14 protein-coding genes are annotated in these 15,399 nt (G+C 62.0%); 7 read left to right on the forward strand and 7 right to left on the reverse strand.

All coding sequences use genetic code 11. The features are described 5' to 3' along the window. Window positions 1-223 precede the first annotated feature (223 nt). Both ACIX9_RS10420 and ACIX9_RS26410 read left to right on the forward strand, forming a co-directional pair. Complete coding sequence (locus tag ACIX9_RS10420; RefSeq protein ID WP_013580449.1) at window positions 224-1,972, forward strand: nitrite/sulfite reductase; 1,749 nt, start codon at window positions 224-226, stop codon at window positions 1,970-1,972. Between the two features lie 171 nt (window positions 1,973-2,143). Next, on the forward strand, window positions 2,144-5,092 hold the full coding sequence (locus ACIX9_RS26410; protein ID WP_013580450.1) for an aminotransferase class V-fold PLP-dependent enzyme: 2,949 nt from the start codon (window positions 2,144-2,146) through the stop codon (window positions 5,090-5,092). Here the strand turns inward: ACIX9_RS26410 and ACIX9_RS10430 are convergent. Then, on the reverse strand, window positions 5,089-5,688 hold the full coding sequence (locus ACIX9_RS10430; RefSeq protein WP_041597659.1) for a TetR/AcrR family transcriptional regulator: 600 nt from the start codon (window positions 5,686-5,688) through the stop codon (window positions 5,089-5,091). The two genes, ACIX9_RS26410 and ACIX9_RS10430, sit on opposite strands and share 4 nt — an antisense overlap. Window positions 5,689-5,785: 97 nt before the next feature. Between ACIX9_RS10430 and ACIX9_RS10435 the strand changes: the two genes are divergently transcribed. Both ACIX9_RS10435 and ACIX9_RS10440 read left to right on the forward strand, forming a co-directional pair. After that, entirely contained in the window at window positions 5,786-6,409 is a 624-nt protein-coding gene (locus tag ACIX9_RS10435; protein WP_013580452.1) for an FMN-dependent NADH-azoreductase, read from the forward strand. Window positions 6,410-6,434: 25 nt separating this feature from the next. Then, the gene (locus ACIX9_RS10440) at window positions 6,435-6,818 is read left to right on the forward strand and encodes a hypothetical protein (RefSeq protein WP_013580453.1); all 384 of its coding nucleotides are present in this window, start codon (window positions 6,435-6,437) and stop codon (window positions 6,816-6,818) included. A 48-nt stretch (window positions 6,819-6,866) separates the two neighbouring features. Here ACIX9_RS10440 and ACIX9_RS10445 read toward each other — a convergent pair whose 3' ends face one another. The 3 genes from ACIX9_RS10445 to ACIX9_RS10455 all read right to left on the reverse strand — a co-directional run bounded on the left by ACIX9_RS10445 (window position 6,867) and on the right by ACIX9_RS10455 (window position 10,053). After that, entirely contained in the window at window positions 6,867-7,436 is a 570-nt protein-coding gene (locus ACIX9_RS10445; RefSeq protein WP_013580454.1) for a methyltransferase family protein, read from the reverse strand. Window positions 7,437-7,529: 93 nt separating this feature from the next. Further along, window positions 7,530-8,462 carry a hypothetical protein gene (locus ACIX9_RS10450; protein ID WP_013580455.1) on the reverse strand — a complete coding sequence of 311 codons (933 nt, stop codon included), beginning with the start codon at window positions 8,460-8,462 and terminating at the stop codon, window positions 7,530-7,532. Between the two features lie 43 nt (window positions 8,463-8,505). After that, window positions 8,506-10,053 carry a two-component system sensor histidine kinase NtrB gene (locus tag ACIX9_RS10455; protein ID WP_232298686.1) on the reverse strand — a complete coding sequence of 516 codons (1,548 nt, stop codon included), beginning with the start codon at window positions 10,051-10,053 and terminating at the stop codon, window positions 8,506-8,508. Between the two features lie 79 nt (window positions 10,054-10,132). Between ACIX9_RS10455 and ACIX9_RS10460 the strand changes: the two genes are divergently transcribed. After that, window positions 10,133-10,795 carry a precorrin-2 dehydrogenase/sirohydrochlorin ferrochelatase family protein gene (locus ACIX9_RS10460; protein ID WP_013580457.1) on the forward strand — a complete coding sequence of 221 codons (663 nt, stop codon included), beginning with the start codon at window positions 10,133-10,135 and terminating at the stop codon, window positions 10,793-10,795. After that, window positions 10,792-11,592: a uroporphyrinogen-III C-methyltransferase gene (cobA, locus tag ACIX9_RS10465; RefSeq protein WP_013580458.1), complete on the forward strand. Its 801-nt coding sequence runs from the start codon at window positions 10,792-10,794 to the stop codon at window positions 11,590-11,592. Before ACIX9_RS10460 ends, cobA begins: the two co-directional genes overlap by 4 nt. A gap of 161 nt (window positions 11,593-11,753) precedes the next feature. Here the strand turns inward: cobA and ACIX9_RS10470 are convergent, their stop codons facing one another. From ACIX9_RS10470 to ACIX9_RS10480, 3 genes are all read right to left on the reverse strand, one after another. Next, window positions 11,754-12,383, reverse strand: coding sequence for a PPC domain-containing DNA-binding protein (locus tag ACIX9_RS10470; protein WP_013580459.1), 630 nt, complete (start codon window positions 12,381-12,383; stop codon window positions 11,754-11,756). Window positions 12,384-12,506: 123 nt separating this feature from the next. Further along, window positions 12,507-13,265 carry a phenylalanine 4-monooxygenase gene (locus ACIX9_RS10475; RefSeq protein WP_013580460.1) on the reverse strand — a complete coding sequence of 253 codons (759 nt, stop codon included), beginning with the start codon at window positions 13,263-13,265 and terminating at the stop codon, window positions 12,507-12,509. Window positions 13,266-13,433: 168 nt separating this feature from the next. Continuing rightward, window positions 13,434-14,684, reverse strand: a complete 1,251-nt coding sequence (locus ACIX9_RS10480) for an MFS transporter (RefSeq protein ID WP_013580461.1) — start codon at window positions 14,682-14,684, stop codon at window positions 13,434-13,436. A gap of 39 nt (window positions 14,685-14,723) precedes the next feature. Here ACIX9_RS10480 and ACIX9_RS26415 point away from each other — a divergent pair, with 39 nt between their 5' ends. Further along, window positions 14,724-15,092 carry a hypothetical protein gene (locus ACIX9_RS26415; RefSeq protein ID WP_198152080.1) on the forward strand — a complete coding sequence of 123 codons (369 nt, stop codon included), beginning with the start codon at window positions 14,724-14,726 and terminating at the stop codon, window positions 15,090-15,092. Window positions 15,093-15,399 lie beyond the last annotated feature (307 nt).

Raw genomic sequence — 15,399 nt, forward strand, 5'->3', positions numbered from 1 at the left:
CCCTACCCCGCCCCATCTAACCTTGAAGCAATGGTTCTCCCAAAAAAACAGCGCCTCGCCAACTGTCCTGCCTGTTGTTGCGACCGCGCGCGCTGTCTCTTTGCCTGATCGAATCCCCACCAAAAACGATCCGCAAAGCCCACAGCCGCCCACGAACCCCGTGGGCCTCTTCATTTCCAAGCCATAGCCTCTAAGCCACAAGCTCCCAAGGAACCCAAACCAAATGCCTGACGAAGTCCTCACCGCTCCCGCCGCAGAAGCCAAGCCCAAAGAAGTCAAAGAGACCAAGGCCCAGAAGTCCGAGCGCCTCAAGCTCGCCAAAAACCCCTGGGACGCATGGGATGAGGTCCGCGAGTACGCCAAAGGCGGCCGTGACTCCGTCGCGCCAGAATGGTCCAATCTCTACTTCAAGTGGTGGGGCGTCTACACCCAGGGCGACGGCCTAGGCGTCACCGGCGGAGCCAACGGCGAAGGCAAAGCCTCCGAGTTCTTCATGATGCGCATCGGCCTCCCCAACGGCATCCTCACCAGCCTTCAGCTCCGTGTCATCGGCAACCTCACAAAAAAATACGCCCGCAACCTCTCCGACATCACCACCCGCCAGAACATCCAGCTTCACTGGCTCACCATCGGAGCCCTCGTAGAAGTCGTTGACGCCCTCACCGAGATCGGCCTCTCCCCCAAGGGCGCATGCGGCGACGTCGTCCGCAACGTCACCGGCTGCCCCCTCGCCGGCATCGACGGCCACCAGCTCCTCGACGCCAGCCCCCTCGCCCTCGAGCTCGCCCACAAGCTCACCGCCAACCCCGAGTTCTACAACCTCCCCCGCAAGTTCAAGATCTCCGCCACCGGCTGCCCCCTCTGGTGCTCCTACCCGGAGATCAACGACGTAGCCTTCACCGCCATCACCCGCGAGATCAACGGTGCAACAGAAATCGGCTACACCCTCCGCGTAGGCGGCGGCCTCTCCACGGAGCCCCACATCGCCGTCCGCATCCCCGCCTTCATCCCCCAGGACAAGGCCTACGACGTCTGCGTAGCCGTGGTCCGCATCTTCAAGGAGCAATCCGAGCTCCGCGAAAACCGCACCCGCGCCCGCATCAAGTACCTCTTCATGCGCCACGGCTGGACCGCCGAATCCATGCTGGAAGCCATCGAGCAGCAACTCGGCTACAAGCTGGACCCCAGCCCCCTCACCGCAGACCCGGTCCCTGACGATGTCTACCGCGACCACATCGGCATCACCCCGCAGAAGCAATCCGGCCTCTCAGCAGTCGGCGCGAGCGTCATGGGCGGCCGCCTCTCCGGTGACCAGCTCATCCAGCTCGCCGACCTCGCAGAAAAATACGGCGACGGCAGCCTCCGCGCCACGATCATGCAGAACATCCTCCTCGTCAACATCAAGAACGAGAACGTCCGCGCCCTCATCGCAGACCTCGCCGCCCTCGACCTACGCGTTGAAGTCTCCCCCTTCTGGCGCGGCGCAGTCGCCTGCACCGGCACCGAGTTCTGCAAGCTCGCCATCTCAGAAACCAAAGCCTTCAGCAAGTGGCTCACAGAAGAGATGGAAGGCCGCCTCCCCGGCTTCGACCAGCAGATCAAGCTCCACGTCACCGGCTGCACCAACTCCTGCGGCCAAAGCTGGATCGCCGACATCGGCCTCGAAGGTAAGAAAATCAAGAAGGACGGCAAACTCGTAGACGCCTTCTACTTCTGCGTAGGCGGAGCCGTAGGCAAGTATGCCCGCGCCGCCCGCCAGATCGGCTACCGAGCCGCCGCCGAAGACACCCCGGAGGCCGTCGAGCGTCTCCTCCGCGGCTACCTCGCCCTCCGCACCCCCGGTGAAGACCTGAGAGCCTACTTCGCCCGCACCAGCGACGAAGACCTCCGCACCCACCTGGCCGGAGCCGTAGTCACCCCAGTCGAACGCGACGCCCCACCCGCCGGTGGCCGCCACGCCGCCGACGCCTAGCCCACACAAACACATCGCCAGATGAACGCTTCATGAGATACGGCGAAGCCCTCACCCACCCCGGGAGCGAGGACTTCGCCGTAACCTCTTTGCATTCATAAACCCCTCCTATGGCACCCCAATTGCATCTCCCTCACTGACACGGCTCACACCGCGCATCAGGGAGCATCGATGGCACAACCCGCACTCGCAACCACCACTGACCTCTCGCTCGACCCATCCTCCCCCGCCGCCCGCGCCACCCTCCGCGCCCAGGCCCACGCCATGCTGGATGACATGCTCGATTACTCCGAGAACATCCGCGAGCGCCAGGTCTGGCAGGTCATCCTACCAGAGATCCGCGCCAACTTCCAATCCCCCATCCCCACCCAGCCCTCCGCCCTAGCCGAAGTCCACCAGCAGTTCATGACCTCCATCCTGCCTTTTACCGCAGCCAACACACACCCCGGCTTCATGGGCTGGGCCCAGGGCGGCGGCTCCCAGGTCGGCATGCTCGCCGGCATGCTCACCGCAGGCCTCAACGCCAACGTAGGCGGCCGTGACCAGATCCCCCTCGAAGTCGAGCGCCAGGTCACCGCATGGATGCGCGACCTCTTCCACTTCCCCGCCGAAGCCTCCGGCATCTTCCTCACCGGCACCTCCATAGCTAACCTTCTCGCCGTCGTCATAGCCCGCGACGCCCGCCTCGGCCCCGGCATCCGCCAAACCGGCCTCACCTCCCCCACTCTCATCTCCTACACCTCCTCCGCCGCCCACAACAGCATCGCCAAAGCCCTCGACCTCGCCGGCCTAGGCACCGGCACCCTCCGCCTCATCCCCACAGACCCCGCCGGTCGCATGGACCTCGCTGTCCTCGACCAAGCCATCCAGCAAGACCGCGCCGCCGGCCTCACCCCCTTCTTCATAGCGGCCACTGCCGGCACCGTAGACATCGGTGCAATCGACGATCTCGAATCCATCGCAGACCTCTGCGCTCAGCACAATCTCTGGTTCCACGTAGACGGAGCCCTCGGCGCACTCGCCATGCTCGCCCCCGGCCTGGCCCCACGCCTCAAAGGCATAGAACGCGCCGACACTCTCGCCTTTGACTTCCACAAATGGGCGCAAGTACCTTACGACGCAGGCTTTCTCCTGGTCCGCGATGCCCAACTCCATCAACAAGCCTTCGCCTCGCCCGCCTGTTACCTCGCCCGCGAAAATCGCGGGCTCGCCGCCAACTCCCCGTGGCCCTGTGACCTCGGCCCAGAGCTCTCCCGCAGCTTCCGAGCCCTCAAGGTCTGGATGACCTTGAAGGTCCAGGGCACCGATGCCATCGGAGCCGTCATCCAGAACACCTGCAACCTCGCCCAGTCACTCGCCACCCGCATCCGCAACACGCCGGAGCTTGAACTCCTGGCCCCCGTTCAACTCAACATCGTCTGCTTCCGCTACCGCTTCACCGATCAATCGGAAACCGACGTAAGCCACCTCAACCGCGAACTCGTGATCCGTCTTCAGGAGTCAGGCATCGTCGTCCCATCCGCCACCACTCTCGCAAGCCGCGTAGCCATCCGCGCCGCCATCGTCAACCACCGCACCACCCAATCCGAGATCGACGATCTCGTGGAGGCCACCCTGTCCCTCGGCCGAGAGCTCCAGCCCACCCCGCATCCTGTGTCTTGGCCACCCACACTCCAGCTTGAGGCCGAGCTCCTCCAACTGAGCCATCAACTGCCCGCCACCCTCGATCCAGCCGACGAAATCGCCCTCCGCGTCCAGCGCGCCATCCTCCTCGCCCAACTCGGTCGTCCCCTTGAAGCCCGCAGCGATCATCTCCGCGTCCTCGAACTTGATCCCACCCACCACGCCAACCTCCTCGAACTTGGCCGCCTCCTCGCAGGCACAGGCCAGACCAAAGCCGCCCAGGTCGTCTACACCGAAGCCGTCAAGCACTACCCCCACGACGCCGTCGCCCACGTCAACCTCGGCAGCACACTTCTCACAAACGACGATCCCAGCAAGGCAAGCCACCACTACGAGCTTGCCCTGCAACTAAGCCCCGGCCTTCCAGAAGCCCACGGCGGTCTCTATTATGCCCTCACCCGCCTCGGCGACCCCGACGCCGCCGCCCTACACCGCCAGAAAGCCTTCGGCCGCAAGAACATCTTCCAGACACCGTTCCGTGGCACCGCCCATCCCATCCCAGTCATCCTCCTGGTCTCATCCACCGGCGGCAACACCCCCGTTGAAAAGCTCTTGGACGACACCATCTTCCAGACCTGGGTCATAGTAGCCGACTTCTACGACCCCCAAACCCCACTCCCGCCCCACCAACTCATCTTCAACGGCATCGGAGACGTAGAAGTAGCCTCGGAAGCCCTCATCGCCGCGCGCACCCTCCTCGCCCAAATCTCCCGGCCCATCCTCAACCTACCATCCGCAGTCCTGGCCACCAGCCGCCCTGAAAACGCCGCCCGCCTGGCCGCTCTCCCCAGTGTCCGCACCGCCCGAACCCGCTCTTATCCCCTCACCTTCCTCGCCGGTGACCACGCCCTCCCAACCCTAGCAACCGACGGCTTCACCTTCCCCCTGCTCCTCCGTCTCCCCGGCTTCCACATGGGTCAGCACTTCACCCAGGTCGACGAGCCCTCGGCCCTGGCCGCCCACATAGCCGCCCTCCCCACCTTCGGACACGCCGATGCAGAAGTCCTCGCCATCGAATACCTCGACGCCCGCGGCAGCGACGGCTGCGCCCGCAAATACCGCGTCATGTTCATCGCAGGCGAGCTCTACCCCCTGCACCTCGCCATCTCACCCAACTGGAAGATCCATTACTTCAGCGCAGACATGGCAGACCGCCCAGACCACCGCGCAGAAGAAGCCGCCTTCCTCTCCGATATGTCCACCGTCCTCGGCCCCCGCGCCATGTCAGCCCTCGCCTCCATCCAGAAAACCCTCGGCCTCGACTATGCCGGAATTGACTTCGGCCTAAACCTCGCGGGCGACCTCCTCCTCTTCGAAGCCAACGCCACCATGGTCGTAGAGCAGCCCTCGCCCGACCCGCGCTGGGACTACCGCCGTACCGCCGTAGACCGCATCCATGCAGCCGTCCGCCACATGCTCCTGAACTCCGCTACCTAACTCCCAGTCCCACGCAACATCCCCACCACCAGCCCCTCAATCTTCCCAACGATCTCCTCCGCCTCACACCGCCCAGCCGTGTGCAGCCACTCCTTGCAAGCCCCATAGATCGCCCAGCTCACCGCCGAGGCCACCATCGCATCCGACATCGCCATTGCTGGCTCCCCCTCCACCCGCACATGCCGCTTCATCCCATCCAGCAGCATCTTCCGCACCACCGCGATCACCGCCGTCTCCATATGCCCTTCAAGCTGCCGCCCGCCCCCACAAGCAGCCCCCGGCACACTCGTAATGTAGTCGCAAACCCCCAGCACGATCGCCCGCAGCGCCCCATCGCACCCGCTGAATCTCACCCCGCGCCGCTCCAGCAACTCCCCAAACCGGCTCCCTACCATGCACTCCAGCAGCGCAAACTTGTCCGAATAATGGTCATAAAAAGTGGCCCGGTTCAGCTCCGCCGCCTCCGCAATATCCTGCACGGAGATCTTGTCGAACTCCTTTTTCTCCAGCAAACTCCATAGCCCGTCATGCAGCATCAGCCGCGTCCGCCGCACCCGCGGATCTAGAGTTCCAACCTGCGTAATCGTCCCAGCCATACCACCAGCGTACCGGAATTCGACATAAAACAACATCTGTCGTTATATTGAATCGACAACTGTCGTTTAGTAGTCAAACGTCGTAAAGGAGCCCAACATGCCAACCCTCTTGCACCTCGACTCCAGCCCCGCAGGCGATGCCTCCATCTCCCGACATCTCACCGCCCAGTTCGTCGCAAAGTGGCAAGCCGCCAACCCCACCGGCACCGTCATCACCCGCGACATCACCACGATGCAGATCCCGCCCGTCAGCCAGGCATGGATCGCCGCACGCATGACCCCGGCCGATGCCCGCACTACCGAGCAGAAAGAACTCCTCACCCTCTCGGACTCTCTCATCGCAGACCTTAAGTCCGCGGACGAGTACGTCTTCGGCGTCCCCATGTATAACTTCGGCATCCCCGCCATCCTCAAGCTCTGGATCGACCAGATCGCCCGCCCCGGCGAGACATTCTCCTACGTCAACGGCACCCCAGCAGGCCTCCTCACCGACAAAAAAGCCACCTTCGTCATAGCCTCCGGCGGCGACTATAGCCCCGAAACCGCAATGGCCTCTTACAACTACACCGCCCCCTATCTCAAGGCCGTCTTCGGCTTCCTCGGCGTCACAGACACGCTCCTCATCAACGCCGGCGGAGCCATGGCAGTGGCCTTCGGAAAAATCGACCTCCCCACCTTCATGCAGCCACACATCGAATCCATCCACCAGCGCATCCAGTAACCCAATCCCATTACAAGGAGCGCTCATGAAAGTAGCCTCACTCGTCGCACGCTATCTTCTCGGCATCATCTTCCTCGTATTCGGGGCCAATGGCTTCCTGCACTTCATTCCCATGCAACCCATGCCGCCGGTCGCCACCCAGTTCGTCACCGCCCTGGCCATCTCTCATTACATGGTCCTGGTCTTCCTCCTCCAACTAGTCGGCGGCATCTTGCTGCTCGCCAATCGATTCGTTCCTCTCGCCCTGACACTGCTCGCGCCCATTATCGTGAACATCGTCCTGACGCACCTTCTCATGGCCCCTGCCGGGCTACCCATTGCAATCCTCGTCGTCATCCTCTGGGTGCTCGTCGCCGCGCGCGTCTGGTCGGCCTTTACCCCGCTGTTGCAGCAAAGGGTAGAGAGCTAGCTCGCTACGGGAAGGTCCTTCAACTCCGGACCTTCCCACTGCGGCACATCAATAGATCCCCGGCACCAGCCTCTTGCTTCTCCGGCAGTACTCCTCATACTCGGTGCCAAAAGCCCCATGCAAAGCGTCCTCCTCCACCTTGATCCGGTAGAGCAAAGCCACCACGGGTGGCACCGTCAAGATCAACACCGACACCCAGTTCCCCGTCTTCAACCCCATGGATAGAAAGATCAGCAGCATCCCCGTATAACTTGGGTGCCGCACCAACCGGAACAGACCACCTGTCTCCAGCTTCTGGGTCTCGGTGATCGCCACATTCGCACTGAACGATCGCCCCAGTCTCCAGATCGCCGTCCCGCGTATCGCCAGTCCCACCACGATCAACGCCACACTCGTCCAACCCGCCCACTGCGCGGCGTTTGGAAGGTTCGCCCCGTGCGTGGCACCGTAGCTCATCCCCACAAAGCTGGACGTCATGATCACAGCCCACAGAATCCGCAGCGACCCACGATCCCGGTTCTCACCGCCACTCGACTTGATCCGTGTAAACAGCAGGATCGAAACCTCACCACACACCCACAACCCATACAAAACCCACCAGATCCGCCCTGCCGTCATCGGTCGCCCCCAGGCCACTCATTCCAGCCTGCAGCGATCCTAACCCGACACCGCAATCGAATCAGCCCAAATCAACATGGGGACGAACCCGTCTCACAATCCACTCCCCGCAACCTCTGCCGTCGGAAAGAAAATCCCATCATCCACCCGCACATTCGGCTTAGCCACATAGCGGTGATCGCAGAGCCCAAGCCCCGTCACCAGTCCCAGTTCGATCGGCAGCAAGTAGTCCAGCGGCAGCAGGTACGGATACGTCTTCAGGTAGCTCTCCGTCACCCCATGGAGATGTCGGCTCCGAGGAATACTTCCCGCCACCTGCGGCAACAGCGTAGCCTCCCACCCAAGCTCCGGATGCCTCTTCGCATACCCATGCAGCCGAGCCTCCAACTGCTTCGGCGTCGTCATCCCCGCATCCAGCAGGTAGTTCCGGTGAACCGCTCCAGGAAACGCCACATTCAGCAACTTACTCGCAAAGTCTCCGCAGTTGGAATAGAACATGTTGAAGTGACTGACGTTGCGCCCATCGTTCAACCACCGCATCATCCGCTGCTCCTGTGCCCCCGTCGTCCGCACCCGCACCAGCACGATCCGCCGCCGGTACGACTCCCCCAGCAGTGAAGTCCAGGTCCCGTCACCCGGATCGACCGCAAAGCTCCCGCCATGCGCCACCCGGTACTCCCGCCTCAACCGCTCCGCATTCTCCGCCGTCACATTCGCCGGGATCGCCGACTCCCGATCCACCGCAAAGAAGTAAGCATCCGGCGGCATCGCCAGCCAGTCGAACCGCCCCTTCACTCCTTGATAACGGCTCAGCACCGCCCCCGGCTCCCCCGCTCCGCAACTCCGCATCTTTATATGATCGTCAGAGCAAAGCCGGTCGAGCCAGATCGCCGAATGCCCCGCGGACGTCATGCGCCCTGCAAAGTTAATCGGATCTTCCATCACCAGCACCACGTCAGCCCGCGCCGCCCGTCCCCACAGCAATCCCACCCCGAAAGCAAAACACCATCGCGTCACAACATTCATGCCACCATTGGACGGCAGAACCCCGCTACGCGTCGCCAGCCCATCAGTTCGCGAACCCCTGGTACGGCAAAAACAATTCGAAGACCGTCCCGCTTGCCCCCGCCCGCTGGCTACTCCGCACCAGCAAACGCCCCTTATGCCGCTGCACGATCTCTGCGCTCACCCACAGTCCCAACCCGGTCCCGCCGATGCCCTTCGTCGTATAAAAGGCCGTGTAAAGCTTCTTCAGTGTCTCCGGGCTCATACCGGTGCCCGTATCGGCAACCGTCAGCAACACTCCCCGCGTATTCGATCGCCACTCCGTAGCCTCGCGCGTCCGCACCATCAGCCGCCCCGCAGTCCCCGCCATCGAATCCATCGCATTCCGCACCAGATTGCTCAGTACCTGCCGTATCTCACTCTCCAGGCACACAATCGATTCCGTCATGCGCTCCCGCTTCTTCACCGTCAGCCCCGCATTCTCAATGCGCCCCTGATACAGATCCAGAACCGACTCCATCAGATCCACCAAGCGCACCGCCTGCGGTTTCGTGGACTGCTTATAGAACCGCAGCGACTGAGAAGTAATCTGTGCAACCCGCTGCAACTCCTTATCCGCCTGTGCCAGATACTCGCCTTTCGCCTCGTCGTCGCTGCCATGCCCCGCCAGGTAAAGCAGGTTCATCACAGACTCCAGCGGATTATTGATCTCATGCGCAATCGAGGCCGCCAACCGCCCCACCGCTGCCAGCTTCTCGCTCTCCCGCAGCGCCGCCTCAAACTCCACCCGAGACGTCACATCGTTCTGTATCCCCACAAAGTGCGTCAGCTCCCCATCCCGATTCCTGATCGGCGAGAGCGACAACTCGTTCCAGAACACCGTCCCGTCCTTCCGGTAGTTCCGCAGAATTGCCACCACCTCCCGCCCCGCCGCCAGAGCCTCCCGAATCAGCGTCAACCCCGGCTGCTCCGTCTCCCCCTTTTGCAGGAACCGGCAGTTCTTCCCCTGCACCTCCTCCAGGCTGTATCCCGTCATCACCTCGAACGCAGGATTCACGTACACCAGCGGCAGATCCGGCTCCTTCGCATTTGCCACCGAGATCCCACTCGTCACCGACCGGAAGATCCGCCGATTCAGTTGCAACTCCTCCAGCGCCGACTGATATCGCCGCGCAAACGCCCGATGCGCATAAAGAATCAGCCCCATCTGCGCAACGATCGCCGCTGGCTCCTGCGGCAGCGCCAGCACGCCCTCAAAGTGAACCTCCGGCTCCTCCGGCCCCACGGCAGTCTTACTCCGAACCGCGATCAACGCCGGGTTCACCCCCTCCGCCTGCTCATCCCCGGTCGTCATCACCGCCCGCAGCCGTAGCGCGATCGCCTCATCCGCAATAATCAGCTCAAACCCACTCAGCATCGAGCCTTCGAATGACCCTTCATCCAACTCCACCGGCTGCAGCTCCAAATGAATTGAAGCCGCCTCGATCAACCGCCGACTCATCGCATCCTGTACCAGGATCCCCACACCAGTCTTCAGCACTGCAACATCTCCACTCATCTCAGCAACTTCCACCGGCCCCGTCTGCATCCTGTCGACGATCTCCTTATCCAAATACTCCAACAAAAAGTCTGATGCACAACAACACGTCACGGTCGGCCCCCAACCCCGCAGAACCTCGTAAAATCAACTTATGGATCTCTTCCCCATCTTCCTCAAGCTCGCCGCCCGGCCCTGCATCGTCATCGGCGCCGGCAACCTCGCAGAATCGAAGATCGAGAGCCTCCGAGCAGCCCACGCCCGAGTCACCGTCATTGCCCCCAGCGCCCGCGAAAGCATCCAGAACATGGACGCCGCCGGTGAGATCACCTGGCTCCAGCGCGTGTACCGCCCAGGCGACCTCGCCGGAAACTTCCTCGTCGTCGCCGCCACCGACAACCCCGCCGTCAACCGCGCCGTCTTCGCCGAGGCCGAAGCCTCCGACATCCTCTGCAACGCCGTAGACGACCCACCCTTCTGCGACTTCTACTTCCCCTCCGTCGTCCGTCGCGGCGACCTCCAGATCGCCATCTCCACCGCCGGCGCAAGCCCCGCCCTCGCCCAGCGTCTCCGCAAAGAGATCAACGCCCAGCTCCCCCTCGACCTCGGCGACTGGCTCACCGACCTCGGCGACCTCCGCCGCGAAGTCGTCGCAGCCGAGCCCCTCAACGAGGACCGCAAGCTCCTCCTCCATCAACTCGCCCAGCGCGACGTCTGCGGCTACGACGCCTGCCCCTCCCGCGCCATGGCCCGACGCCATGCCCAAACCAATCCCGCACCCCTGATTACCGAAATCCCCGACGCCACCCAATCATGACAATCACCACCAATCCCCCCAGCGACCAACGGGAGCCCCAAACGAAGCCCAACACAAGTCCCGAAGTGACCGCCGCCCGCGCAGGGCAAAAGCCCGGCACGGTCTACCTCTGCGGAGCCGGCCCCGGCGACCCCGACCTCCTCACCCTCCGCGCCGCCCGCCTCCTCGCCACCTGTGAAGTCATCCTCCCCGACGATCTCGTCTCCGACGAAATCCTCGCCCTAGCCAACCCGCTCGCCGAGATCATCCCCGTAGGCAAACGCTGCGGCCAGCCCCGCATCACCCAGGCCGGCATCCACGAGCTCATGCTCCACCACGCCCGCCGCCCAAAGTCCGTCCTCCGCCTCAAATCCGGCGACCCCCTGGTCTTCGGCCGGGCCGGCGAAGAAATCGACGCCCTCGCCGCCGCCGGTATCCCCTTCGATATCGTCCCCGGCATCACCGCCGCCTTCGCCGTAGCCGCCTCCCTCAAAACCCCCCTCACCGACCGCGCCGCCGCCTCCAAGCTCATCCTCGCCACCGCCCACCACAGCGCCACCAAGACCGAACCCGTAGCCTGGCACGGAGCCTTCCCCCCCGAAGCCACCCTCGTCCTCTACATGCCCGGCCGCGACTTCACACGCCTCGCCGCCGAGCTCATCGCCGCCGGCATCCCCCCCGCAACCCCGGTCGCCGCCGTCTCCCGCGCCACCACCCCCCACCAGCACGTAGTCTCCACCACCCTGGCCGCCCTGCCCACCTCCCAACCAGGCCCAGCCCCGCTCCTAATCCTCATAGGCCAAGCCATCCGCACCTAGGCCTACCACACAGAAGTTAGAAGTCGTCATTCTGAGCGAAGCTCAGAACCTCCGTATTGGCATTGGCTTTTGCCGTCGCCGTTGTGTGTTTCGCGCCGTCATCCTGAGCGAAGCGAAGGCCCCCCGCATTTCGCATTCACCGTTGCTGTTACTTGTCTTACTTAAGGCTTGGCATCAATCACCTTCATCCCTGACTCATCATCCAGCCGCTTAGGCAAAGCCCTCTCATCCACCGTCACAAATACCTCAAGCGTAGGATTAACCTTAGCCTCCCAAAGGTGCCCACCCACAGTCGATCCATCCCGCCGCCCCAGCACCACATGTCCATGCACTACCGGCTTCCCCTGGAACGTAGCAATATCACCCGTCAGCGACAGCACCTCCACCTGCTCCTTCGTCACCGTCCCCCGGTAGACCTTCGCAGACAGATCGAGCCACCCCGTAGTAGCCCCGCTCACCGCCCCAATCCCGGTAAAATGAGCATCCCCGACATGGTTCTGAATCGCAAAGTCGGTCAACCCACTCAGCACCTCATCGCCCTTCTTGAAAATCACGGCATAAACCTTCTCGCCGCCATTCTCATGCACCAGCGTCACCTGCATCCCCGGAGCCCCACCCACAGGAATCGCCCGCGAAGGAGAGATCGTCACCTCATCGACTGAAGCCGCACTCACGACTCGCCAAGGCATACCAAGGTAGCCAAGAACGATCTGCGGCAGGGACATGAGGACAGTCCATCCCAGCCACATCACCAGAACCCCACCGCCCAACCACAACCAGCTCTTCCTCATACCCTTCCCTTAGCCTCTTTCGCAGCCGCTTTTGTTCCTGAATCAGTCTTACGCCTTTGCCTCATCCGTCTCGATCCCGCTTTTATCCGTCTTATCCTCGTTACGCCTTGCTCTACAGCCCAGTCACCCCACCTTCCCCTCAGCCTCTTTCGCCGCCTCATAAATCTGTTCAAAGCTCTCCACCGCATACAGCACCGGCTGCATCGCCCCCGTATCGAACTCCTGCCCCAGCACCGCATCCAGCTCGAACTCCCTTACCTCGCACCCACCCGCCAGCACCCTCGTACACTCCCCATGCGAGCTGATCAGCCCGCTCCCATAAACCTTGATCTCCCCCGCCTGCCGGATCAACCCGAACTCCACCGTAAACCAGAACAGCCGCCCAAGCCTCTCCAGCGCCTCCGGCCGGTCAATCAAATTCGCACAAACCTGCCCATAATGCTGAAGAAAATCCGCAAACACCGGATGCGCATGCATCGGCACATGCCCAAACACGTCATGGAAGATATCCGGCTCTGGCGTATAGTCCATCGCCTCCCGAGACCTCAGCCACGTCGTCGTAGGAAACCTCCGAGCCGCCAGCATCTCAAAGAAAGCGTCCCCCGGCAGAAACCCACTCACCGGCGTCGAAGCCCAACCCGTCCTCGGCCCCAGCCTCGCACTCACCGCCCCTAAATCCGGCAGAGCCGTCTCGCTCAACCCAATCTGCTCGAACCCATCCAGGTACTCAGCACAGGCATGATTCCGCAACTGAGGCATCCGGCGAGCCACCAGCTCCCCCCAAACCCCATGCTGCTCGGCCGTATACCCCGCCCAATCCTGCTCAATCAAAAAAGGCTGCGCCACCCGCAACCCACTCGTCTGTTCCAAAATCACTGCCATTAAAAAAGTCTACATCCACCCCGCTCCGCCACCTCCACAGCTCATAGTCAACCGTGGGAAGTGACAAAGTGCAGACAAAACGTACTCTCAGAACCACCGAAATCAGCTTTGATCGCTTTTATCAATCCTTATCAACTCAGGCCGTTCGCCAGGGAGTAGCACCCAGCCCTATTCCGCCCCAAGCTCCGCCCCCACCTTCTCCTTCCCAAACGAAGTCACCACCGTCAGCACCAGCGCCACCACCACCACCGTCCCCGCCAGCACCGTCCTCAGCCCACCTGGAAACCGCTTCGCCAGCGTAGCCTGCACGTTCCCGTTCTTCGACATCAACAGATTCCCCAACTGATACGCAAACCCCGGAAACACCGCTCTCACCGGTGCCGGCGAGAGCTCATTCAGATAAGCCGGCACCACACCCCACGCACCCTGCACCATGAACTGCATCAGGAAGCCGCCCACAGCCAGCATCACGACGGTATGAGAGAACGCCCACAGAGGAATCATAGGCAGCGCCAGCAACGAAGCAAACATGATCGTCTTCCGCCTCCCCAGCCTTTCAGAGATCGTCCCACAGCAGATCCCGCCAAACAGCGCCCCCAGGTTCGCCACCACCAGCACCTTCCCGGCCGCCGCGTCGAACAGCCCTTTATCCCGCTTCAAGAAGCTCGGATAGAGATCCTGCGTCCCATGGCTGAACGCCGTAAACGCCGCCATCATCAGCACCAGGAACAGGAACGAAGGCAGATACTCCTTCAGCTTGGAAGCCTCAAAGCTGTTCTTCAGCGTCCTGCCCGTCCGCTTCGCCTCCAGCCATACGGGCGACTCCTCCACATGGAACTGCAGATAAAACGCCAGCAGCGAGGGCAGCGCCCCAATCATGAACAGCACCCGCCACGGCGTAAAGTGACCCGTCCCATGCAGATGCGGCAGCAGCAGCCACTGCAGTAGACCCGCCAGCAGGTTCCCCACCACATACCCTTCCTGCAGCAGTCCTGAAAAGAACCCCCTACCCTTCGCCGGCAGCGTCTCAAACGCCAGCGCTGCCCCCACGCCCCACTCCCCACCCATCGCAACCCCAAACAGCGCCCGCAGCACCATGAAGCTGCCAATCCCCGGAGCAAACGCACTCCCCAGTTCAAACACCGAGAACGCGACGATATTCAACATCAACGTAGGCCGCCGCCCATACCGTTCCGCCATCGCCCCAAATAGCGCCGCCCCCACCGGCCGCATCACCAGCGTCCAGAACAGAGCATTCGCCATCGTCGCCAGGTCCACATGAAACTCGGTCGCAATCGAAGGCAGGCAAACCGTCAACAGAAAGAAGTCAAAAGCATCCAGCGTCCATCCCAGAAAACAAGCCGCAAACGTATTCTTCTGCGCCCGGTTCAGAGCCGTCCAATTAGCCGCAATCCCCATAGTCCCGCAATCCTAGCATCCAGAGCGCGTATCACCACATTGGCCTTTGCTATTGCTATGGCTGTGGCTATTGCTGTTGCTTCGGCTGTGGCTGTGGCTGTTGCCGTTGCTATTGCTGCTGCTGTTGCTATTGCTGTTGCTATTGCTGTTGCTATTGCTGTTGCTGTTGCTGTGGCTGTGGCTGTGGCTGTTGCTGTTGCCGTTGCCGTTGCTGTTGCTGTTGCTGTTGCTGTTGCTGTTCGGATTAGAGGTGGGCTTCAGCCCACCGTCAAAGCCGCCGTAAACTCGGGCTTTAGCCCCGGCCCGCCCAACCATAACCAGCTCAAAATGAACCACTTACAACTATTTTTCAAGAGAACGCCAGCAAAATCGCTTGTCAAGCCCCCTGCCCCCGCGAATTTCACGTAACCCCCTCATTACAAGTCTCTTACGGACCAAAAATAAATGGCGTATTCCCCCCATCTACCTTGGTAAAATAGAAGTAGAAGAAAAAGCGTGCACAAGGCAGGCTGCTTCCACCCAAATCATCATCCCCAGGCCGCAAATCGGAAGTCCAGACCTAACTCATTTATTTTGAAGACTTTGGGACCAAACAGGGGGGAGGGGGGGGTACTCACACTCACCCAAAAGAAATTCCAAACAAAAGAACCCCGGTAGGTGGTGCAACATCAAAATGCCAACCAACCGTTCTCAACCTGGCAATAGCACGCTACGA

The organism is Granulicella tundricola MP5ACTX9, assembly GCF_000178975.2.
Lineage (GTDB): Bacteria > Acidobacteriota > Terriglobia > Terriglobales > Acidobacteriaceae > Edaphobacter > Edaphobacter tundricola.